The following is an 18,575-nucleotide window of genomic DNA, read 5'->3' as shown; positions in this document are numbered from 1 at the left end:
GTACTTCCTAAAAGGGACTTCGGCACACCTTAGCAGCTGGGGCGCCCCAGCTGCTAGGTCCCAGAGCTGTCCGGCTCAGGCCAGGCCCAGCAGGTGCTGGCGCAGGATCAGGCTGCCGACGACGATAAGCACCAGGCCGCCGGCCACCTCGGCCTTCTTGCCAAGCCAGCTGCCCAACTGCCGACCGACGAGCAGGCCCAGGGTCACCATCAGGGTGGTGGCCAGGCCGATCAGCAGGGATGCGACCAGGATATCGACCTTGACGAAGGCAAAGCCGAGGCCCACCACCAGGGCATCGACGCTGGTGGCCATGGCGGTGACCAGCAGCAGCCAGATGGCGCGGCGTCTGGGTTCGACATCCGTATCCGGGGCCTGCAGGCCCTCATGGATCATCTTGGCGCCCAGGGCCGATAACAGGCCGAAGGCCAGCCAGTGATCCCATTCGGCGATATAGCCGGCGGCCCCCACCCCCAAGAGCCAGCCCAGCAGCGGGGTCAGGCCTTCCACCAGGCCGAACAGCAAGCCGTCTTTCAAGGCATGGGAGAAGCGGGGATGGCGCAGGGCGGCGCCCCTGGCCAAGGCTACGGCAAAGGCGTCAGTGGACATGGCAAAGGCGATGAGGATGAGGGAGAAGAGGCTCATTGAATTGTCCTGAACAGGCAAATAACAGCAGCAAGGCAGGCACCCGATGGCACGGCCTTGCCTATCTGGAGGTCGCCTGCACCAGGGTCCTTGGGACCCGGCATCCTGATAGAGGCCATCTTTGGCGAGAGCCGGCTACTCCCCAAAGCGGCGGCCAAGGTATCAAGGCAAGCTATTGAAAGCAAGGTCAGGATCCTGGGCTATGCTGATGAACGGCTGTTCAATAAGGAAGCGGTTGTCTCCCATCACTCAGGAAGGTCATCATGGCAACAAGACAGCACTACGGGTTCCTTGCCCTAACCGCCATGCTGGGCACCACCCTCTGCCTGGCCCTAGGCGTTACCTTAGATGTCTACCGGCAAGACCAGTCAGCACATCAACTGGACGTCAATTCCCTTCCCGCTCCTGCCGCCGGCCCTTCTGGGCTGGACGAGTTGGAAGGCCTGGCCAGGCAAAACCTCTTCAAGCCCGACAGCTTCGAGCGCCTGGCGGTCAACCGCTGGCCGGCCGGCAGCGATTTCGTGGTGCGGCTGACGTACAGCGCCGTCAACAGCAGGGGCGATCGCACCGAGCGCCACATCGAGGCCAAGCTCAACAGCGACGGCAAGGTGCTGGAAGTCATAGGCCGCTGGTGAGTGGTCTACCCGAAAAGCGCCGGATTGGCTATTCGTCTTGCGCCGCTGTCGCTCTAAGGTAAGGCCATCCCCGCAGTGCGCGGGCCACCTTAGGAGACAGTACCATGACCGCCAGGATCCAATGGGCCAAAGCGGCCCCCGACGCCTTCAACGCCATGTTGGCAATGGAAGAGGCCGTAACCAAGTCAGGCCTGGATAAACCTCTGCTGGAGCTGGTGCGACTGCGCGCCTCCCAGATCAACGGTTGCGCCTATTGTGTCAACATGCACGCCGAGGACGCCCGTAAGGGCGGTGAAACCGAGGCCCGCCTGCAGACCCTGGGCGTCTGGCGCGACACCGACTTCTTCACCCCCAGGGAGCGTGCCGCCCTGGCCTGGACCGAGAGCAATACCAAATTGTCCCAGCAGCACCCCAGCGACCAGGAATTCGAGGCCCTGCGCCAGCACTTCAGCGACGCCGAGATAGTCAACCTGACCCTGGCCATCGCCACCATCAACGCCTGGAACCGCTTCGGCGTCGGCATGGCCCTCAAGCCCTGAACCCTGGGCCCGGCACAAACCGGGCCTTTTCTTTGTGCACCTGCCCTGTTCAGCCCCACCCAAGGGGAGTTAGGCTAATGGCCTTGCCCCCTTGGGAGAGGAAGATGGAGTTACACCTCGTCATCGAAGGCGACAGGGATCTTGGCGCGCAGCTCTACCGCCAGCTCAAGGACGCCATAAGATCGGGCCGCCTGGCACCGGGCAGCCAGCTCCCGCCCAGCCGGCTGCTGGCCAAGCAGCTGGGGCTGTCCCGCAAGACAGTGGCCGACACTTACGCCCTGCTGACCTACGACAACCTGCTGCAAGGCAAGGTCGGTGTCGGTACCTTCGTCAGCCCAAGGCCTCCCGAGCCCAACACCAGGGACCACCAACCCCGGCTCGCCAGTGCCAATACGCTGCGCCGCTGGCAAGGCATAGCGAACAACCTGCGCCACCCTCCTCCAGACCAGGCCCTACGCTACGAATTTCTCGGCGGTGCCGTCACCAAGACCCATTTCCCCCAAGACGATTGGCGGCGCTGCGTGCAGCATGCCCTGCGCCAGGCCGACAAGTCCCGTGGCCTCTACAGCCAGCCGGCAGGGCTGCCGGCATTGCGCCACGCCATAGCCCACCACATCGGCTTCAGCCGCGGCGTTCAATGCCAGGCTGACGATCTGGTGGTCTGCAACGGTGCCCAGCAGGCCCTGGATCTGCTGGCCAGGGTGCTGGTCGAGCCCGGTTGCCTGGTGGCGGTGGAAGAGCCCGGCTACCCTCCGGCCCGCCAGTGTTTCGAGGCCCAGGGCGCCAAGGTGCAAGGCGTGCCGGTGGATGCCGAGGGCCTGGTGGTGGACGCCATCCCTGAAGGGGTTCGCCTCATCTACGTGACCCCGTCCCACCAGTTTCCCCTCGGCATGCCCATGAGCGACGCCAGGCGCAAGGCCCTGCTGGCCAAGGCCGAGGCCCTTGGCGCCGTCATCATCGAAGACGACTACGATTGCGAGTTCCGCTACGAAGGCAGGCCCCTTGACACCCTCTACAGCCTGGACCAGGCCGGGCTGGTGGCCTACGTCGGCACCTTTTCCAAGACGTTGCTGCCCGAGCTGCGCCTGGGCTACACAGTGCTGCCGCCATCCCTGCAGACCGCCGTCATCGCCGCCCGCCACCTCATCGACAGGCATAGCCCGACCCTCAGCCAATGGGCGCTGGTCAAGTTCATCGAGGAGGGCCTGCTGCTCAAGCACATCCGCCGCTGCCACGAGCTCTTCAGCAGCCGCCGCGAACGGCTGCTGGCCCGTTTCCAGGGGGACCTGGCTCCCTGGTTCGAACTGGTGCCGTCGGTAGCCGGCTTCCACCTGACGGCCCTGGCCAGGCAGAAGCTGGATCTGGTGCAGCTCATCGCCCAGGCAAGACAGCGGCAACTGGGGCTCTACCCCATCGACGGCTTCTACCATGAAGGCCTAGGCGCCCAAGGGCTGCTGCTGGGCTACGGCGCCATAGAGACCCTCGACATAGATCCGGCCCTCGACATCCTGGGGGATATCCTCACCCAGCTGGCAGGCCCGGGCGCCAGGTGACGGCGGCGGCGGATTTTGTCATAGTCCAGGCGTTTTCCCTTCAGCCCGAACCATGATGCAAATCCACGACAACCCTGAACCGGCCCTGCTTGAGCGCCTGAGCCTTGAGATACGCAGCTTCAACAGGGCCCATTGGCCGGCCATAGCGCGCAAACCCCTGGCCGTGTCCCTGGCAGGCGACCAGGGCGAGCTGCTGGGCGGCATCGACGGCAACACCTTCGGCAACTGGCTCTTTATCGAGCACCTCTGGGTCAACCCGGCCCAGCGCGGCCAGGGCACCGGCAGCAAGCTGCTGGCCGCCATGGAAACCGCCGCCCGTCAGCGCGGCTGCACCAAGGCCTTCCTCGACACCCTGGACTTCCAGGCCAGGCCCTTTTACGAGCGCCACGGCTATGTGCTGGCCTTCACCCTGGACCACTACCCCCTGGACGGGGCCCGCCATTACCTGACCAAAGATCTTTAAAGCGGCCCAGGCCCTGTATACTGGCGGGCCAAGCCATGAAAAGACGAAGACAGATGCTAGGTACCCTGGACAAGATGCGCACCCGCCAAGGGGATGAAGTGGCCTACCAGCTGGTGGTGGGCGAGCAGCTGCTGGACCTCAATCCGCTGATCGGCAAGCCCATCTCCCTGGCCTTTACCGGCAACATCTATTGCTGCCATTGTGGGCGTAAGACCAAGAAGAGCTTTTCCCAGGGCTACTGCTTTCCCTGCATGAAGAAGCTGGCCCAATGCGACATGTGCATCCTCAAGCCCGAGACCTGTCACCTTCACCTGGGCACCTGCCGGGAGCCGGACTGGGGCGAAAGCCACTGCATGATCCCCCACCTCGTTTACCTGGCCAACACCTCTGGGCTCAAGGTCGGGATCACCCGCCAGGCGCCGACCCGCTGGATGGATCAGGGTGCCAGCCAGGCCCTGCCCATCATCAAGGTGGCCACCAGGCGCATCGCCGGCCTGGTGGAAGTGGCATTGGCCGATTTCATCAACGACAAGACCGACTGGCGGGCCCTGCTCAAGGGCGAGGCCGAGCCGCTGGATCTCAAGGCGGAGGCGGCCAGGCTGCTGCCGCAGATAAGCCAGTCACTGGACGGCCTCAAGCTGCAGTTCGGGACTGACGCCTGGGAACTGCTGGACGAAAGCGTGCTGGAATTTAACTACCCGGTACGCCAGTACCCGGCCAAGCTGAGCGCCCTCAACCTGGACAAGACCACGGCTATCGACGGCACCCTGCTGGGGATCAAGGGCCAATACCTGATCCTCGACTGCGGCGTCCTCAATGTCCGCAAGTTCAGCTCCTACGAGGTGGAAGTTCTAGCCTGAGCGAAGATGGGGAAGGAAAAAAGGCGGCCAAGGCCGCCTTTTTTTATCAGCAACCGAGGTCGCTGGCCAAGCCGCCGAAGCTCGCCTCCAGGGCGTCCTGGGTGGCGGCGGGCAGTTGGGGCAGGACATTGAGGCCGGTGCGGTATTCCACCTCGTCGATGGTGGTCTGGTAGCCGCAATGGCTGTCGCTGCGGGGGGTGTCCTGATCCATGATGAAGGCCGAGGCCTTGAGGCCCTGGCTGGTGCTGCGCACCACTATCTTCCAGTAACCGGACGGGATCACATGGCTCTCGTCGGCACCCGGCAAGGTGCCCCAGTAGCGCTCGTAGAGGGGGCCTGTCAGCACATAGGTGTCGCCCTGGGCGCGCACCAGGCTCCTGACGGCGTTCTCCAGCTTTTCCCAGGCACCTTCGTTGAGGTCGGCGTTCTGGGGGGTGATGTTGGAGAGGTAGTTGGCGGCGGCCCAGTTGCTGGTGTTGGAGAAACTGGCCAGCGGTACCTGGTGGCCGCGGTCTGTGCCCAGCTCGGCGTTGGCGCCGGTGTAGTCGGCCGGCTCCAGGGTGTCGGCGGCGGGCAGCTCGGGATCGGCCTTCCAGTAACGCTTGCGGGTCGGGCCGTCGATGGTGGCCTGGGTCACCACATAGGCGGCCCAGTCGGCGAACTTGGTGGTCTTGTTGTTGGACAAGGTGTAGATGTCCCTGAAGATCAACTCGTCTGACGCAGCAGCCCCCTCGGGACAGCCGTAAAGGCAGTTGGGTGAGGTAACGGCAGCGGCAGAAGCCGACACCAGGGCACTGATCAATATCCATTTTTTCATGTTTGTCTCTCTAGGTTGTGTAAAGCCACAGCCAAACTAACCGAGATCGACAACAAAAATATTTCACGGAGAATACAAAAGGATAAAAATCAGGCGATAGTCACAAAGCGAGCACGAGGAGGACTAGAAAGGCATCTTTCTTGTTGTTTTCAAAGGAAAAAGGAGATAAGGGAAAATGGTGCCCGGAGCGGGACTTGAACCCGCACAACGCGAACGTCGAGGGATTTTAAATCCCTTGTGTCTACCAATTTCACCATCCGGGCTGGTGTAAAGCTGGAGGCGCGACCCGGAGTCGAACCGAGATACACGGATTTGCAATCCGCTGCATAGCCATTCTGCCATCGCGCCAAATTGTGCAGGACCCTGGGGTCCATCAGACCAGGCAGGGAGCCCAGTCTTGAATTGGAGGCGCGACCCGGAGTCGAACCGAGATACACGGATTTGCAATCCGCTGCATAGCCATTCTGCCATCGCGCCTTGGTGAACATCGCCGCTGGCGTTGTTCTAGGTTGGTAGCGAGAAAGGAGACTGGAAGGGGGCACCTAGCCCGAGCGACCTGTCGCTTTCTTGCCGCCGGTGACCGGCCTATTGACCCATCACCTGTCTTGTTTGGAGCGGGAAACGAGACTTGAACTCGCGACCCCAACCTTGGCAAGGTTGTGCTCTACCACTGAGCTATTCCCGCTTGTCTTGCTGCCGGAGCAGCTTGGAAAGGCTTTCACTCGCGAGGCTGCGCGCCCCGCCCCAACCTCGTGAGGTTGGCTTTGCCACCAAGCTATTCACGTTTTGCGTTACCCCGGGAGGCCCCGGAAGTGCGAGCCATTCTACCTGTCTGCCCCGCCGAGTCAATAAGGTGAAACAGGGGGTTATGACTGTTTAGCCAAAAAAACAGCAATCAGCTGGTGTTTTGAGCATTAACTGCCGGCATGCTTCCACAGGTACTGCCAGGCGGCCGCCAGGTAGCTCACCATGGACCAGAGGGTCAGCACGGCGGCGATGTAGAGCAGCGGCATGCCGAGGAACACGAAGGGCTCCCAGCCGGACACCAGGCCAATGAGGGCCAGCATCTGGGCCGTGGTCTTGACCTTGCCTATCCAGGACACGGCCACCTGCTCGCGCTGGCCCATCTCGGCCATCCATTCCCGCAGCGCCGAGATGACGATCTCGCGGCTGATCATGATGATCGCCGGCACCGTTACCCAGAGGCTCTGGTAGTCCTGGACGATCAGCACCAGGGCGGCGGTGACCATCACCTTGTCGGCCACAGGGTCGAGGAAGGCGCCAAAGGGGGTGCTTTGCTGGAGCTTGCGGGCCAGGTAGCCGTCCAGCCAGTCGGTGATGGCGGCCAGCCAGAACACGAAAGCGGCGGCCCAATGCGCCCAGAAAACAGGCACATAGAACATCACCAGGAAGATGGGGATCAGCAGCAGGCGGAACAGGGTCAGGATATTTGGAATGGTCATGATTGTCTGACGGGGCCCTTCAATGGCTGTGCAGTGTAGCATGGATCTTTTCGGCCAAGGCACGGCTTATGCCGGGCACCTTGGTCAGTTCGTCGATACTGGCGGCCCGCACTTGTTGCAGGCCGCCGAGGTATTTGAGCAGCGCCTGGCGCTTCTTGGGCCCGACCCCCTCGATGTTCTCCAAGGTCGAGGTGCGCCCGGCCTTGGCTCTCTGGCCGCGGTGGCCTGTGATGGCGAAGCGGTGGGACTCGTCGCGGATGTGCTGCACCAGGTGCAGGGCCGGGCTGTCCGGGGGCAGCGTCAGTTCCTTGTGGCTGTAGCCGAGGATCAGCACCTCCTGCCCTGCCCGCCTGTCCACGCCCTTGGCCACCCCCACCAGCAGCGGCGGCTTGGGCCAGTCCTGGAAATGGGCTTCCGCCTGGGCCAGTTGGCCCTTGCCGCCATCGATAAAGAGGATGTCGGGCAGGTTGTCGTCCGGGCTCTTGAAACGCCTGGCCATGGCCTGGGCCATGGCGGCGTAGTCGTCACCCGGGGTGATGCCCTCGATGTTGAAACGGCGGTAATCGGATTTGAGCGGCCCCTCAGGGCCGAACACCACGTTGGAGGCCACCGTATGGGTGCCCTGGGTGTGGGAGATGTCGAAACACTCCATCCGCTCTATGGGGTCGGGCAACGCCAGGAAGGTCTTCAGGGCCTTGTAACGGGTACTGACGGTGCCCTTATGGGCCAACTGGGCATCGAGGGCAGTGGCGGCGTTCTTGGCCGCCAGCTCCAGGTAACGGCGGCGCTCACCCCTGACCTTGGTCCTGAACTGCACCTTGCGGCCGGCCTCGGCGCCCACCGCCTCACCCAGCAGGTCCAGCTCCGGCAGCTCGCGGTCGAGGATCACCTCCGCCGGCACCTGGCGGCCGTGCAGGCCCCCCAGGTAAAACTGCTGCAAGAAGCCCTGCAGGCCCTCGATGAGATCGGTGTCCCTGGGCAGCTTCGGGAAGTAACTGCGCGAGCCCAACACCTTGTTGTCACGCACCACCAGCACCTGCACCACCAAGGTACCCTGGCGCTCGGCGCAGGCGATGACATCCAGCTCCTCGGCGTTGCCGCTCACCCACTGGCTTTCCTGGACCTTGCGAAGCGCCTGGATCTGGTCACGCAGCCGCGCCGCCTGCTCGAAATCCAGGGCCTGGGCTGCCTGCTCCATTCGGGCCACCAACTGGGCTATCACCTGCTGGTTCTTGCCGCTCAAGAACAGTTTGGCCAGGCGCACCTGCTCGGCGTAGTCCTGGTCAGTGACATAGCCGGCCACGCAGGGAGCCAGGCAGCGCTTGAGCTGGTATTGCAGGCAGGGGCGGGAGCGGTTCTTGTAATAGCTGTCGTCGCACTGGCGCACCGGAAAGAGCCGCTGCATCAGTTTCAAGGATTCACGCACGGCGCCGGCCGACGGATAGGGGCCGAAGTAGTCGCCCTTCTCCCGGCGGGCACCGCGGTGCACGGCGATGCGGGGATGCTGATGACCGGACACCAGAATATAGGGATAGCCCTTGTCGTCCCGCAGCAGCACGTTGTATTTGGGCCTGTGGGCCTTGATCAGGTGGTTTTCGAGGATAAGGGCTTCGGTCTCGGTATTGGTGACCGTCACCTCTATGTTGGCGATGTTGGCCACCAGGGCCACCGTCTTGGCGCTGTGCTGGCTGCGGGTGAAATAGCTGGAGACCCGCTTCTTCAGATCCTTGGCCTTGCCCACATAGATGACGGTGCCGTCGACATCGAACATGCGGTAGACACCAGGCTGGCTGGTGAGGTGCTTGAGGAAGGCCTTGTGGTCGAACATCAGAGCTTGCTGGTGTCGAGCATCCCGAAGCGGATCGCCAGGTGGGTCAGTTCCACGTCGTTGGTGATGTCCAGCTTCTCGAACAAGCGGTAGCGGTAGCTGTTGACCGTCTTGGGGCTCAGGCTCAGCTTCTCTGAGATGTCCTGCACCTTCTCGCCCTTGGTGATCATCATCATGATCTGCAGCTCACGGTCGGAGAGCTGACCGAAGGGGTTCTCGTCGCCGCCATCGAACTGGCGCAAGGCCATCTTCTGGGCGATCTCCGGGGCCAGGTAGCGCTGGCCGGTGCAGACGGCCTTGATGGCCTTGATCATCTCGTCGGGGTTGGCGCCCTTGGTGAGGTAACCGGCGGCGCCGGCCTGCATCACCTTCTGGGGGATGGGATCTTCGGTGACGACGGTCAGTACGATGATCTTGGTGTCGGGGCAGTAACGGGCCAGCTTGCGGGTGGCCTCCAGGCCGCCGATGCCGGGCATGTTCATGTCCATCAGCACCACGTCGGGGGCATTGTCACGGCACAGCTTGATGGCTTCCTCGCCGGTCTGGGCTTCGCCCACCACCTTGAGTCCCTTAGTGTCTTCGATGATCCGGCGGATCCCCGTCCGTACCAGATCATGGTCATCGACCAGCAGAACCTTGATCAAAGCGTGCCCCCAAAAAAGGCCAATGTCTCTGCACCACAATCTAAGCAATGGTCGGGGGTCAGGCAAGGTATTCCGGCACGGCGCGGGCGCGAATGCCCAGAAATAAAGCAAAAAGTAAGGAAGTCAGAAGCTTGAATGCAAAAAGGCCGCCCCAAGGGCGGCCTTTCAGGATTTGGCGGAAGGTCAGGGATTCGAACCCTGGATGGGCGTTAACCCATGCCGGTTTTCAAGACCGGTGCATTCAACCGCTCTGCCAACCTTCCAAGTCGATAGCGAAGCGGCTCGCTATCGACGGCCTGCACTATAGCCAGATGCCGAAAGGCTGTAAAGAGGCCCTTGAATTGTTTGCCTAAATCCCGAGCAACCCGCCCTGCCTGGCGCGGCGAACTTTGTTAAGATGGCGAGGTTCAAAGGGTTAGACGCATTCCTCAAGGAGCCTTCATATGCAGCAATACCAAACCCAGACCCGTACCCTAGGCCGCGCCGTCGGCGTCAACAAGGTGCTTCGCAACACCTATTGGCTGCTGGGCATGACCCTGGCCTTCAGCGCCCTGGTGGCTTTCGTGGCCATGAGCCTGAACCTGCCCTACCCCGGCCCCATCATCACCCTGGTGGGTTTCTACGGCCTGCTCTTCCTCACCGCCAAGACCGCCAACTCCGGCGCCGGCATCCTCTCTGTGTTCGCATTGACCGGCTTCATGGGTTACACCCTGGGCCCCATCTTGAGCCTCTACCTGCACGCCGGCATGGGCGAGCTGGTGTTCATGGCCCTCGGCGGCACCGGCCTCATCTTCTTCGCCCTCTCCGCCTATGTGCTGGTCACGGGCAAGGACATGTCCTTCCTGGCCGGCATGATCCAGGCCGGCTTCTGGGTGCTGCTGCTGATGATGATCGGCAGCTTCTTCGTGCACGCGCCTTTCTTTTATCTGGCCATGTCCGGCCTCTTCATGCTGTTTTCCAGCGCCGTGATCCTGCTGCAGACCAGCGCCATAGTGCATGGAGGCGAGCGCAACTACATCATGGCCACCGTCACCCTCTTCGTCAGCCTCTACAACATCTTTGTGAGTCTGCTGAACATTCTGGGTATCATGAACGACGATTGATAAAGACCCGAGGCAACAAGGGCCCGGCAGGGCCTTTTTTAGTGGAACCATGGCGACTTTCACCCTGCTAATCACAGACGATCCCTGGGCGGGCCTGGCCTTTGCCGAGGCGGCCCTGGCCGAAGGCCATGCCCTGGCGCGCATCTTCTTCTACGGCGAGGCGGTGCGCACGGCCAACGGCATGGTGCCCCAGATAGGGGACGAACCCCATGTCGGCAAGGCCTGGGCGGACTTTGCCAAGGCCCAGGGCCTGGAACTGGCCGTCTGCGTGGCCGCCGCCGAGCGGCGCGGCATTTTGGATGCCGAGCAGGCCGAGGAGGCGGAATTGGCCCCGGCCATGGCGGCCCCCTTCTGCCAGGCGGGCCTCGGCGAGCTCATCACGGCCAGCGCCGCCTCAGAGAGGACAGTGCAATGGTAGAAAAACGCATCCTGGTCATCTTCAGCGCCCCGCCCTTCGCCGGTTTCCAAGGCCGCGAGGCCCTGGACGCCGTGCTGGCGGCCTCGGCCTATGAGCAACAGCTTAGCCTGCTCTTCCTCGACGACGGCCTCTGGCAACTGGTCAAGGGCCAAGACCCTTTACAAGGGCGCAGCAAGGACTATCTTTCCACCTTCAGGGCCCTGCCGCTTTATGAGGTGGAAGACATCTACGTCTGTGGCGAGGCCCTGGCAAAAAGGGGGCTGAGCGCTGCCGATCTCAGCCTTGAGGCCAAGGTCCTGGACAGCCAGGGAATGGCCGAGCTGCTGGCACAGCAGCAGTGCATCTACAGGTTCTGATGATGAGCACACTCCATATCATTTCCAACCGCCAGGCCTTTGCCCGGGCCCAGTCCTTGATGCAAAGCGGCGACGCCGTGCTCTTCCACGGCGACGGTTGCTATCAGGCCCTGGAGGCCTTACCCTCCCTGCCCTGCTACTGGCTGCAGAGCGATGCCCGGGCCCGCGCCCTCTGCTCGCGCTGCCCGCCGGCCATCACCGCCATCGAATGGCCCAGGGTGGTGGCCCTGACCCTGGATTTCGACAACACGGTTACCTGGTAAATGCTGGACAACATCGCCCGCGACAAACAAGGCTATCTGCTCAACACCAACGACTGGACCGAAGCCCTGGCCCCCCTGCTGGCCGCAGAGGAAGGCATAGAGCTCACCGAGGCCCATTGGGAGATAGTGCGCTTCGTGCGCGACTTCTACGGCGAGTACAAGACCAGCCCCGCCGTGCGCCTGCTGGTCAAAGCCGTGAAGGAAAAATACGGTGAGGAAAAAGGCAACTCCCCCTACCTTTTCAAGCTCTTCCCCGAAGGCCCAGCCAAGCAGGCGACCAAGATAGCGGGGCTGCCTAAACCCGCTAAGTGCCTGTAAAAATTTCAGCAGTGGCGTTCTGACCCGTCCCTGGTGGCAGGACCCGGCCCGGCCATCCAGTGCCTCTGATAAAAAGCCCAGCGGTTGCTGGGCTTTTTATTCGGTGATCTCCACATAATCGGCCTTGGCGGCGCCGCATTCGGGGCAGACCCAGTCGTCAGGGAGTTCGTCCCAGAGGGTGCCGGGGGCAATGCCGTCCTCCGGCTCGCCCTTCTCCTCGTCGTAGATATGGCCGCAGACGGTGCATTCGAACTTGCGGTATGTCATGGGGCGTCCTCTCTCCTGGCTGGTGTCTTCTCAGCATAGAAGCCAGGTTGCCGTGGATGACCCGGGAAACCGATGTATGGCGTTTTATCTGCGACTTCCCATCCTCAAAACGCGCAAAGAAAAAAGCGGGCCATGGCCCGCTTTTTTCAAGGTTGATTAGGCTTAGAAGAAGATGAGGTAAATCAGGCCGAAGTAAAAGCCGTATTGCACAACGTTGTAGAGGGGCTTGTTGATGCCCTTCAGCTGCCTAACCCAGTTCCGCACCTTGAACAGGTAATGGAAAACCCTGTTGATGATACCGACCTTGTCGCCTTTCACGTTCTTGGTGGCGGAGGCGGCCATCAGCGTATAAGACAGGACGTTGTTGAACCAATCGACAAGGAAGAACTTCACCGGCCTTTTGACATCCAGGAACAGGATGATCCGGTTTTTATCGGTATTGTTCTCGGCGTGGTGCACAAAGGTCTCGTCGAAGATCACCGACTCGCCGTCTTTCCAATGGTACTTCTGCCCGTCCACGACGATGTTGCAGTCTTCGGAGTTCGGCGTGACCAGCCCAAGGTGGTAACGCAATGAGCCGGCATAAGGGTCTCTGTGCTCGCCCAGGCGCGAGCCCGGCGGCAGCATGGTGAATACGGCCGCCTTGACGCTGGGAATACCGGAGAGCAGCTCGACCGTCTTGGGGCAAAGTTGCTGGGCAGATTTGAGGTTGGTGCCACCGTACCACTTCAGGTAAAAGCGTTTCCAGCCGGTGCGAAAGAAGGAATTGAAACCGAGATCGTCCAGATCCTCGGAGGCCTTGATTTGCGCGGCCTCGTTCAGGCTCAAGGCTTCGTCACGGATCATCTCCCAATGGTCATCGATGACTTTCAATTCGGGAAAGTCCTTGACCTCGAGAAAGGGGGTATTCTTGACGCCGGAAAACAAATAGAAAATGCAGTTGATGGGCCCCATCAGGTTGGCGTGATCCGTGACCTTACGGAGCAACTTATCATGTTGCACCACACCACGATTCTGAACATAGATGCCACACAAAATAAACACGGCTAAAACAGTCAGTCCCATGACCCGCTCCTCGTCGATAAGCAGTGTGATCAATATCCCAAAAAGCCCCAAAACGCCACCGTCGCCCCTGAAAAAGTCGCTCGGATGGTTGGGCTTTAACCAGAGTCCGGGCCATGGCTGCCGCGGCCTCGCCGGCCTTCCCCCCTTGCGTCGGGGGCCTCACTGGCCAGTTGGGCTTCACCTCATAGCAAGGTGTGTCGTGCTGTAGCAAAGTGTGCGCTGCACGGGCACGACGAATCATGTGGCGACGCCTTTAGCCAAGCGAGCCAGATTGAGTGGCCTTTTTATTCTTACTGCGCAGCGGGTTTTACTCCTAAGGGACCGTTTTTAACGGCGTTGTTGATCAAATCAGAGCCTGGAAAGCCTGCTCCTAAAGGGCTTGCTGCCCTTAACTGACCTGGCGAACAGGCATGCCGAGGCCCAGCATTTTGTTCATCACCTTCACCCCAGCCAAAGCCTCTGCCACTTGGCCGTTGTAGTCGCGCAGACTCAGCTTCGGGCTGATGAGCTGCTTGTATCGCGACATAGCCGTTTCCGCTTTTGAGCGTTGGTGATAGCCGCTTTCCCTTTTCCACTCGGCCAGTTGCCCGGCTTTCAGCGCCGCCACTGCCTCGTTCCTTGGGTGACCTTGCTCCCAGTACCCCGCTGTCTTGCGAGGCGGGATGCTGGCTTTGGCGCCTTTTCTTTGCAGTAGCCGGTGGCAGGCTCTGCTGTCGTAAGCCCCGTCGGCGCTGACTTGGTCGATACGGCGGCGCAGAGGATTGAGCAGGCCGGGCAGTACCTCGCTATCACCGACGTTTTCCAGGCTGACTTCGGCGGCGATAGCCTCATGGGTCTGCGCATCGACGGCCAGGTGTAGCTTGCGCCAGACACGGCGCTTCTCCTTGCCGTACTTGCGTTGCTTCCACTCGCCTTCGCCATAGACCTTGAGCCCGGTGGCGTCGATAACCAGGTGGGCAACTGGGCCCTTGCTGGGCAGGCGGTAGCGGATGTTGACCGTCTTGGCGCGCTTGCTGATGCAGCTGTAACTGGGCGAGGTCAACGGCAGTTCCATCAACTGGAATAGCGAGTTGATAAAGCCTTCCAAGGCACGCAGCGGCAGGTCGAACAGGCCCTTGAGCATCAGCGCTGTCTCGATGGCGGTGTCGCTGTATTCGAAACCACGACCCCGACCGCCGTGATGCTGTTGGCAATGCCAATGGCGGGTAGCCGCTTCATCCATCCAGAAGGTTAATGAGCCTCGGTTAACCAAGGCGCGGTTGTAGTCTGCCCAATTGGTGATAGTGCGTTTAGCCTGACCCATCTGCTGTTCCCCATCGATACGTCGGGGATCGGATCACAGTCAGGCGGATTGGTTCACCGGATTTGGGAAACAACGCCGTTTTTAACCCAAGTTGCTTTATATGCCGGGACTCGCCCCGGCAGGCGACCTACTTTCTTGCTTGTCCAAGAAAGTAGGCGGGGCCACCCAGGCAAAGAATGACACCCCAGCGTTACGCTCAATCTTCGTCTCTGGTCGCTCGGAGGCCACCGGTTCATACGCGATCCCGGCACGTACTCACCTGCACCTGGGCGGTCCCCTGCCATCCTGTCTCGGCTGGCCTTTCACTCCCGCCGACTCAGCGCTTCACTAAAAGGGGCCCCGAAGCCGCTTCGAGCAACATCGCATGAATCTTGAATTATTTCCGCCTCGAAACAGGCCGCTGCCAGATGTTCGTTAGCGTTAGCCGGTAAAAGGACTGGCAATAACAGTGACGGGCAGGGTGAAATTAGTATCAGGCTTGCTGGCAAGCAGGGCGTAGAGGCTGTCAAAGTCGGCTGGGCTTTCCTGATGACTGCGCCAGATAGCGCTGGTGTCACCTATGACCAAATCCAGGGCTCCGGCCAGCCGCACCATGATCCGCTGCTCGCGGTTGCAAAAGCGAAGCAGCCGGTCAAAGGCGCCGACAGCGCCACTGATGGCTATCTGCTCTTGGTGCCTGCCTCTTACGGCCTGTTCCATGACAGCATTGGTGACCCGCAGTTGTACCGTATCCATTGTTGCCTGCCTTCCTTTGGTAAGGGGGAACCGGATTTAGGATAGTCCCTACCGCCAGAAACTTGCGCAAAATTCCGCCCAACAAAACCATAGTCCTGCGCCCCTCGCTCCTTGCCTTGGTCGCTTGCCGCTGACCGCTGCGTACGGTTCCCAACGCATCCTCTGCTCAACCAAGCTGGCCGCCTCGCATCCTTGTCTCGCGCCAGCTCACTCCCCTGAAGGGTCAGTGCTTCACTTTAAGGGGCCCTAAAAGCTGCTCCGTTCAGCTCCGAATAAATGGTCGCAGCGTCATTCTCCCTTACCCATAAAACGACAAAGTCCGGCTTATGCCGGGCTTCGGGAAGCAGGTTACAGCTAGCTAGGTCAGTCCGCTTTGAATGTGGCCGTAGCTGAAAGTGACTGTCCTATGTACTTCTCCTGAAATGTCGTCTTTTCAAGGGCGTTGAGGGTCTCAGCGTCCAAAGTCTTTCCTGCCGAAGCCAGCACCTTGAGATTGGTTGGCTTACGATCCTTACCAACGATGAACCCAATCTTCACTGTCCCCTCTTGATGCTTGGTTAAAGCCGCTTCGGGGTACGCTGGGGTGAAATAGAAGATGGGTGTTGCCCCTTCGAAGGAGACAGTAACACCCACGCCAGACTTGGCCGTCTTAGTGGATGCACAAGCTGACAGCAATATGGCGGAAAGAAGTACCAAGATTTTTTTCACGAAAGTCACTCAACGTCATGTCTCAATGACTGCCGATCCTCGCACAAGTGGGCCACAGGCACCATTCATCCCGGCGTTTGAATGGATTTCTGACGCAGCCAACGCAAAAGGGTGCCAGGCAGGCTATTGCTGCCCAACAGGACTGTCAAAGTGCGAAAGGTTTTCCTAATGAGAGCATCATATGATGATCTTATCGCCAATCCTCGTTATAGCCTCCACTTATGGGTTTTATTAGCATAATTAGTTATTTAGCGGAACTTAAGTCAATGAACATGCCATAATAAATCCCGACTCTCGTCGGGATTTTAATTCAGAGGACCGTCATTCAAGTCGATAGCTTGGCACAAACTAGGCGATTTAAGCTCACACCGGTTTCAGCGGCTTCTATCGCCAAGGCCCGGTGTTGCTCAGGAAGCAATCTGACCTGAAAGTTACCGCTGTACTTCCTCTCAGAGTATGGCTGCGGTACAGGCTCACCACTCTCAACAAGCTCCTCAATTACCGCCCGAACGACTTCTCCGATACCTTCAAAAGCCCCGACTTTAGTTTCATCCAGGCACGACAAGCTCGGGAACTCAGCACACAGGCCAACGAACTCCTGATCATCCTCAGACCAGGTAACCCGGTAGGTATAGTGATCAAAGTTAACCATGTTTCACCTCTCGCTCATCAAAATCTTCGCCGTCACAGTCCATTCGTTTGAGCTTATCAATGGCCTTTAAGACTTGTTTCACCTGATAGGACTTAGCCCTACCATTCCGACCTTCTTGGATGTTTATCCTAGGGTCTCCCACCCAAGGTGTCTTGAAGATCCGGTGGCTAGTACGGTTCTGTCTGCCTTTACCAAAATGGTGTTCACATAGCCTTTCCAAGTCGCTGAAGCGAACGTCACCCGGGTTGGCCCTGCAGGCGTTCTCAATGTCTTCAATAGATGCCATAAGGCTCACTCCTTTGATACCATTATTAGTACCAATTTGAGAGCAGTCAACTAGTCTCTGACAGTTTTGGAGCCCACCTCTCACTCCACCGTCTTGCAATAGTCGTATTCGTCCGCACAACTTTAGACCAGTTCTAGGCTGAGAGAGCCGCTCTCCCGCCCGTTAAGTGCAGCGCTGAGGCGGCGGGAGTGGAGGGGCAGCCGAGACAGGGATGTCGAGGCAGGTGAGTACGTGGTTGGACCCGCGTATGAGCCGGTGAACCGGGAACGACCAGAGGCGAAGACCAAGCGGAACGTGGGCAAGGTTTTTGCCTACTTTTGACCCCAAAAGTAGGGCGCCGCGGGGCGCCCCCCGCAAATCAAAGCCGTGGCGCAGCCACATCAGATCGACTGTTTCTACGAGCAGATGTGAAGGCTCAGGGTCACACAAAGGATTCAAAATCCCTCGCACCTCAGCAAGCGGAGCTGCACACCTCAAGCGCCGCCTGGCCGGCAGCCACCAACGCTTCTTTGCGCGCTTTGCTAAAGCGCTTCACCTCCATCTCCCTCCTAAGCGCCTCCGAATGCGAGCCAACGCATTCGGCATAAACCAAGGCAAGGGGCCCTTTGCCCCTAAGGGCCTTCGCCCCCTTCCCTGCTTGATGCTCGGCAAAGCGCCGCGCCACATCGAGGGTGATACCGGTATAGAGATGCCCCCTGGCGGTGCGCACCAGGTAGAGATACCAAGGCTTGGGGGCGGGACCTGACGAAAGGGGCCTTTCGGCCCCGTTCTGGTCAGTCATAGAGGGTGGGGATGGGTTTGCGCTTGTGCTGGGTGGCGAGGTAGATCTGCACCAGGCGGTCACGCACGGCATCCTTCACCGGCCGGCCTTCGAGGAAGTCGTCTATTTCGTCGTAGGTCAGGCCCAGGGCCACTTCGTCGGCCTTGCCGGGATTGAGGGTCTCGAGATCGGCGGTCGGCACCTTGCCCACCAGCAGCTCGGGGGCGCCGAGGTGCTTGGCCAGGGAACGGACCTGGCGCTTGGAGAGGCCGAACAGCGGCGCCAGATCGCAGGCGCCGTCGCCCCACTTGGTGTAGAAGCCGGTGATGTTCTCGGCGCTGTGGTCTGTGCCCAGCACCAGGCCGTGGACCAGGCCGGCGATTTCGTACTGGGCGATCATGCGGCTACGGGCCTTGACGTTGCCTTTGACGAAGTCGCGCTTGAAGTCGTCTTCCGGCACCAGGCCGGTGGGGGCCAGGCCGTCGTGGGCGGCGGCGGAAAGGCCATCGACCCCGGCCTGGATGTTGACGGTGACGGCGTGGCTTGGCTGGATGAACTGGACGGCCAGCTGGGCCTCGTCCTCGTCGTGCTGCACCCCATAGGGCAGGCGCACGGCGATGAAACGGTAGCTGTTGTCGCCGCTCTCGGCGTTCAGCTCGTCCACGGCGATCTGGGCCAGGCGGCCGCAGGTGGTGGAGTCCACGCCGCCGCTGATGCCCAGCACCAGGCTGGACAGGCCGGCGCCCTTGAGGCTGCTCTTGATGAAATCCACCCGGCGGCGCACCTCGTGGGCGACGTCTATCTCGGGCAACACGCGCATCTCGTCGCGGATCTGTTGTTCAAGGGACATGGGTCAATATCCTTCTGCCAAAGAGACAGGGCGCCGATGGCGCCCTT

Annotated in this window: 24 protein-coding genes and 5 tRNA genes; 10 read left to right on the top strand and 19 right to left on the bottom strand. The window is 60.6% G+C overall.

Going from position 1 to position 18,575, the window contains the following annotated elements; translation table 11 throughout:
• Positions 1–75 precede the first annotated feature (75 nt).
• Positions 76–642 carry a manganese efflux pump MntP gene (locus PVT67_RS08630; RefSeq protein ID WP_301499489.1) on the bottom strand — a complete coding sequence of 189 codons (567 nt, stop codon included), beginning with the start codon at positions 640–642 and terminating at the stop codon, positions 76–78.
• 263 nt (positions 643–905) lie between these two features.
• Between PVT67_RS08630 and PVT67_RS08625 the strand changes: the two genes are divergently transcribed.
• The 5 genes from PVT67_RS08625 (at position 906) to PVT67_RS08605 (ending at position 4,692) form a co-directional block, all read left to right on the top strand.
• The gene (locus PVT67_RS08625; RefSeq protein ID WP_301499488.1) at positions 906–1,277 is read left to right on the top strand and encodes a hypothetical protein; all 372 of its coding nucleotides are present in this window, start codon (positions 906–908) and stop codon (positions 1,275–1,277) included.
• A gap of 104 nt (positions 1,278–1,381) precedes the next feature.
• The gene (locus tag PVT67_RS08620) at positions 1,382–1,816 is read left to right on the top strand and encodes a carboxymuconolactone decarboxylase family protein (RefSeq protein WP_301499487.1); all 435 of its coding nucleotides are present in this window, start codon (positions 1,382–1,384) and stop codon (positions 1,814–1,816) included.
• 104 nt (positions 1,817–1,920) lie between these two features.
• Positions 1,921–3,369 (top strand): MocR-like pyridoxine biosynthesis transcription factor PdxR, encoded by a 1,449-nt coding sequence (pdxR, locus tag PVT67_RS08615; protein ID WP_301499486.1) that lies wholly within the window; start codon positions 1,921–1,923, stop codon positions 3,367–3,369.
• 52 nt (positions 3,370–3,421) lie between these two features.
• Positions 3,422–3,832 carry a GNAT family N-acetyltransferase gene (locus PVT67_RS08610; RefSeq protein WP_301499485.1) on the top strand — a complete coding sequence of 137 codons (411 nt, stop codon included), beginning with the start codon at positions 3,422–3,424 and terminating at the stop codon, positions 3,830–3,832.
• A gap of 53 nt (positions 3,833–3,885) precedes the next feature.
• On the top strand, positions 3,886–4,692 hold the full coding sequence (locus PVT67_RS08605) for a DUF2797 domain-containing protein (RefSeq protein WP_301499484.1): 807 nt from the start codon (positions 3,886–3,888) through the stop codon (positions 4,690–4,692).
• Positions 4,693–4,738: 46 nt separating this feature from the next.
• On the opposite strand, the gene PVT67_RS08600 is transcribed toward PVT67_RS08605, so the two are convergent.
• The 9 genes from PVT67_RS08600 to PVT67_RS08560 form a co-directional block, all read right to left on the bottom strand.
• Entirely contained in the window at positions 4,739–5,509 is a 771-nt protein-coding gene (locus PVT67_RS08600) for a DNA/RNA non-specific endonuclease (RefSeq protein ID WP_301499483.1), read from the bottom strand.
• Positions 5,510–5,685: 176 nt separating this feature from the next.
• A tRNA-Leu gene (locus tag PVT67_RS08595) sits at positions 5,686–5,772 on the bottom strand.
• 11 nt (positions 5,773–5,783) lie between these two features.
• Positions 5,784–5,857 (bottom strand) — tRNA-Cys (locus PVT67_RS08590).
• A gap of 55 nt (positions 5,858–5,912) precedes the next feature.
• Positions 5,913–5,986 (bottom strand) — tRNA-Cys (locus PVT67_RS08585).
• Positions 5,987–6,119: 133 nt separating this feature from the next.
• Positions 6,120–6,194 (bottom strand) — tRNA-Gly (locus tag PVT67_RS08580).
• 229 nt (positions 6,195–6,423) lie between these two features.
• Entirely contained in the window at positions 6,424–6,972 is a 549-nt protein-coding gene (gene pgsA, locus PVT67_RS08575; protein ID WP_336407827.1) for a CDP-diacylglycerol--glycerol-3-phosphate 3-phosphatidyltransferase, read from the bottom strand.
• Positions 6,973–6,991: 19 nt separating this feature from the next.
• Positions 6,992–8,800, bottom strand: coding sequence for an excinuclease ABC subunit UvrC (gene uvrC / locus PVT67_RS08570; RefSeq protein WP_301499482.1), 1,809 nt, complete (start codon positions 8,798–8,800; stop codon positions 6,992–6,994).
• Positions 8,800–9,444: a UvrY/SirA/GacA family response regulator transcription factor gene (uvrY, locus tag PVT67_RS08565; RefSeq protein ID WP_301499481.1), complete on the bottom strand. Its 645-nt coding sequence runs from the start codon at positions 9,442–9,444 to the stop codon at positions 8,800–8,802. The genes uvrC and uvrY overlap by 1 nt, the downstream gene beginning before the upstream one ends.
• A 173-nt stretch (positions 9,445–9,617) precedes the next feature.
• A tRNA-Ser gene (locus PVT67_RS08560) sits at positions 9,618–9,707 on the bottom strand.
• Between the two features lie 180 nt (positions 9,708–9,887).
• On the opposite strand from PVT67_RS08560, the gene PVT67_RS08555 reads away from it, so the two are divergent.
• From PVT67_RS08555 to PVT67_RS08535, 5 genes are read left to right on the top strand one after another with little or no spacing between them, the layout of a single operon-like run.
• Positions 9,888–10,547 carry a Bax inhibitor-1/YccA family protein gene (locus PVT67_RS08555; protein ID WP_301499480.1) on the top strand — a complete coding sequence of 220 codons (660 nt, stop codon included), beginning with the start codon at positions 9,888–9,890 and terminating at the stop codon, positions 10,545–10,547.
• 49 nt (positions 10,548–10,596) lie between these two features.
• The gene (gene tusD / locus PVT67_RS08550) at positions 10,597–10,965 is read left to right on the top strand and encodes a sulfurtransferase complex subunit TusD (RefSeq protein ID WP_301499479.1); all 369 of its coding nucleotides are present in this window, start codon (positions 10,597–10,599) and stop codon (positions 10,963–10,965) included.
• Positions 10,959–11,321, top strand: coding sequence for a sulfurtransferase complex subunit TusC (gene tusC, locus PVT67_RS08545; protein ID WP_301499478.1), 363 nt, complete (start codon positions 10,959–10,961; stop codon positions 11,319–11,321). Before tusD ends, tusC begins: the two co-directional genes overlap by 7 nt.
• A 2-nt stretch (positions 11,322–11,323) precedes the next feature.
• Positions 11,324–11,584, top strand: coding sequence for a DsrH/TusB family sulfur relay protein (locus PVT67_RS08540; RefSeq protein ID WP_301499477.1), 261 nt, complete (start codon positions 11,324–11,326; stop codon positions 11,582–11,584).
• Positions 11,585–11,902, top strand: coding sequence for a TusE/DsrC/DsvC family sulfur relay protein (locus PVT67_RS08535; protein WP_301499476.1), 318 nt, complete (start codon positions 11,585–11,587; stop codon positions 11,900–11,902). It abuts the gene before it with no gap.
• Positions 11,903–11,998: 96 nt separating this feature from the next.
• Here the strand turns inward: PVT67_RS08535 and PVT67_RS08530 are convergent, their stop codons facing one another.
• From PVT67_RS08530 to nadE, 9 genes are all read right to left on the bottom strand, one after another.
• Positions 11,999–12,169 carry a rubredoxin gene (locus tag PVT67_RS08530; RefSeq protein WP_301499475.1) on the bottom strand — a complete coding sequence of 57 codons (171 nt, stop codon included), beginning with the start codon at positions 12,167–12,169 and terminating at the stop codon, positions 11,999–12,001.
• Between the two features lie 162 nt (positions 12,170–12,331).
• The gene (locus tag PVT67_RS08525; protein WP_336407826.1) at positions 12,332–13,156 is read right to left on the bottom strand and encodes an aspartyl/asparaginyl beta-hydroxylase domain-containing protein; all 825 of its coding nucleotides are present in this window, start codon (positions 13,154–13,156) and stop codon (positions 12,332–12,334) included.
• A 466-nt stretch (positions 13,157–13,622) separates the two neighbouring features.
• Positions 13,623–14,537, bottom strand: coding sequence for an IS5 family transposase (locus tag PVT67_RS08520; protein WP_301494219.1), 915 nt, complete (start codon positions 14,535–14,537; stop codon positions 13,623–13,625).
• A 420-nt stretch (positions 14,538–14,957) separates the two neighbouring features.
• Entirely contained in the window at positions 14,958–15,272 is a 315-nt protein-coding gene (locus tag PVT67_RS08515) for a hypothetical protein (RefSeq protein ID WP_301499473.1), read from the bottom strand.
• A 363-nt stretch (positions 15,273–15,635) separates the two neighbouring features.
• On the bottom strand, positions 15,636–15,980 hold the full coding sequence (locus tag PVT67_RS08510; protein WP_301499472.1) for an energy transducer TonB: 345 nt from the start codon (positions 15,978–15,980) through the stop codon (positions 15,636–15,638).
• Positions 15,981–16,305: 325 nt separating this feature from the next.
• On the bottom strand, positions 16,306–16,632 hold the full coding sequence (locus PVT67_RS08505) for a type II toxin-antitoxin system HicB family antitoxin (protein ID WP_301499471.1): 327 nt from the start codon (positions 16,630–16,632) through the stop codon (positions 16,306–16,308).
• On the bottom strand, positions 16,625–16,918 hold the full coding sequence (locus PVT67_RS08500) for a toxin HicA (protein WP_301499470.1): 294 nt from the start codon (positions 16,916–16,918) through the stop codon (positions 16,625–16,627). Before PVT67_RS08500 ends, PVT67_RS08505 begins: the two co-directional genes overlap by 8 nt.
• 451 nt (positions 16,919–17,369) lie before the next feature.
• Positions 17,370–17,699, bottom strand: coding sequence for a GIY-YIG nuclease family protein (locus tag PVT67_RS08495; RefSeq protein ID WP_301499469.1), 330 nt, complete (start codon positions 17,697–17,699; stop codon positions 17,370–17,372).
• Complete coding sequence (nadE, locus tag PVT67_RS08490) at positions 17,692–18,528, bottom strand: ammonia-dependent NAD(+) synthetase (protein WP_301499468.1); 837 nt, start codon at positions 18,526–18,528, stop codon at positions 17,692–17,694. The genes PVT67_RS08495 and nadE overlap by 8 nt, the downstream gene beginning before the upstream one ends.
• Between the last annotated feature and the right edge of the window lie 47 nt (positions 18,529–18,575).

Origin of the sequence: Gallaecimonas kandeliae, from assembly GCF_030450055.1 — a bacterium.
GTDB classification, from domain to species: domain Bacteria; phylum Pseudomonadota; class Gammaproteobacteria; order Enterobacterales; family Gallaecimonadaceae; genus Gallaecimonas; species Gallaecimonas kandeliae.
This window is presented reverse-complemented; position numbering and strand designations above follow the sequence as displayed.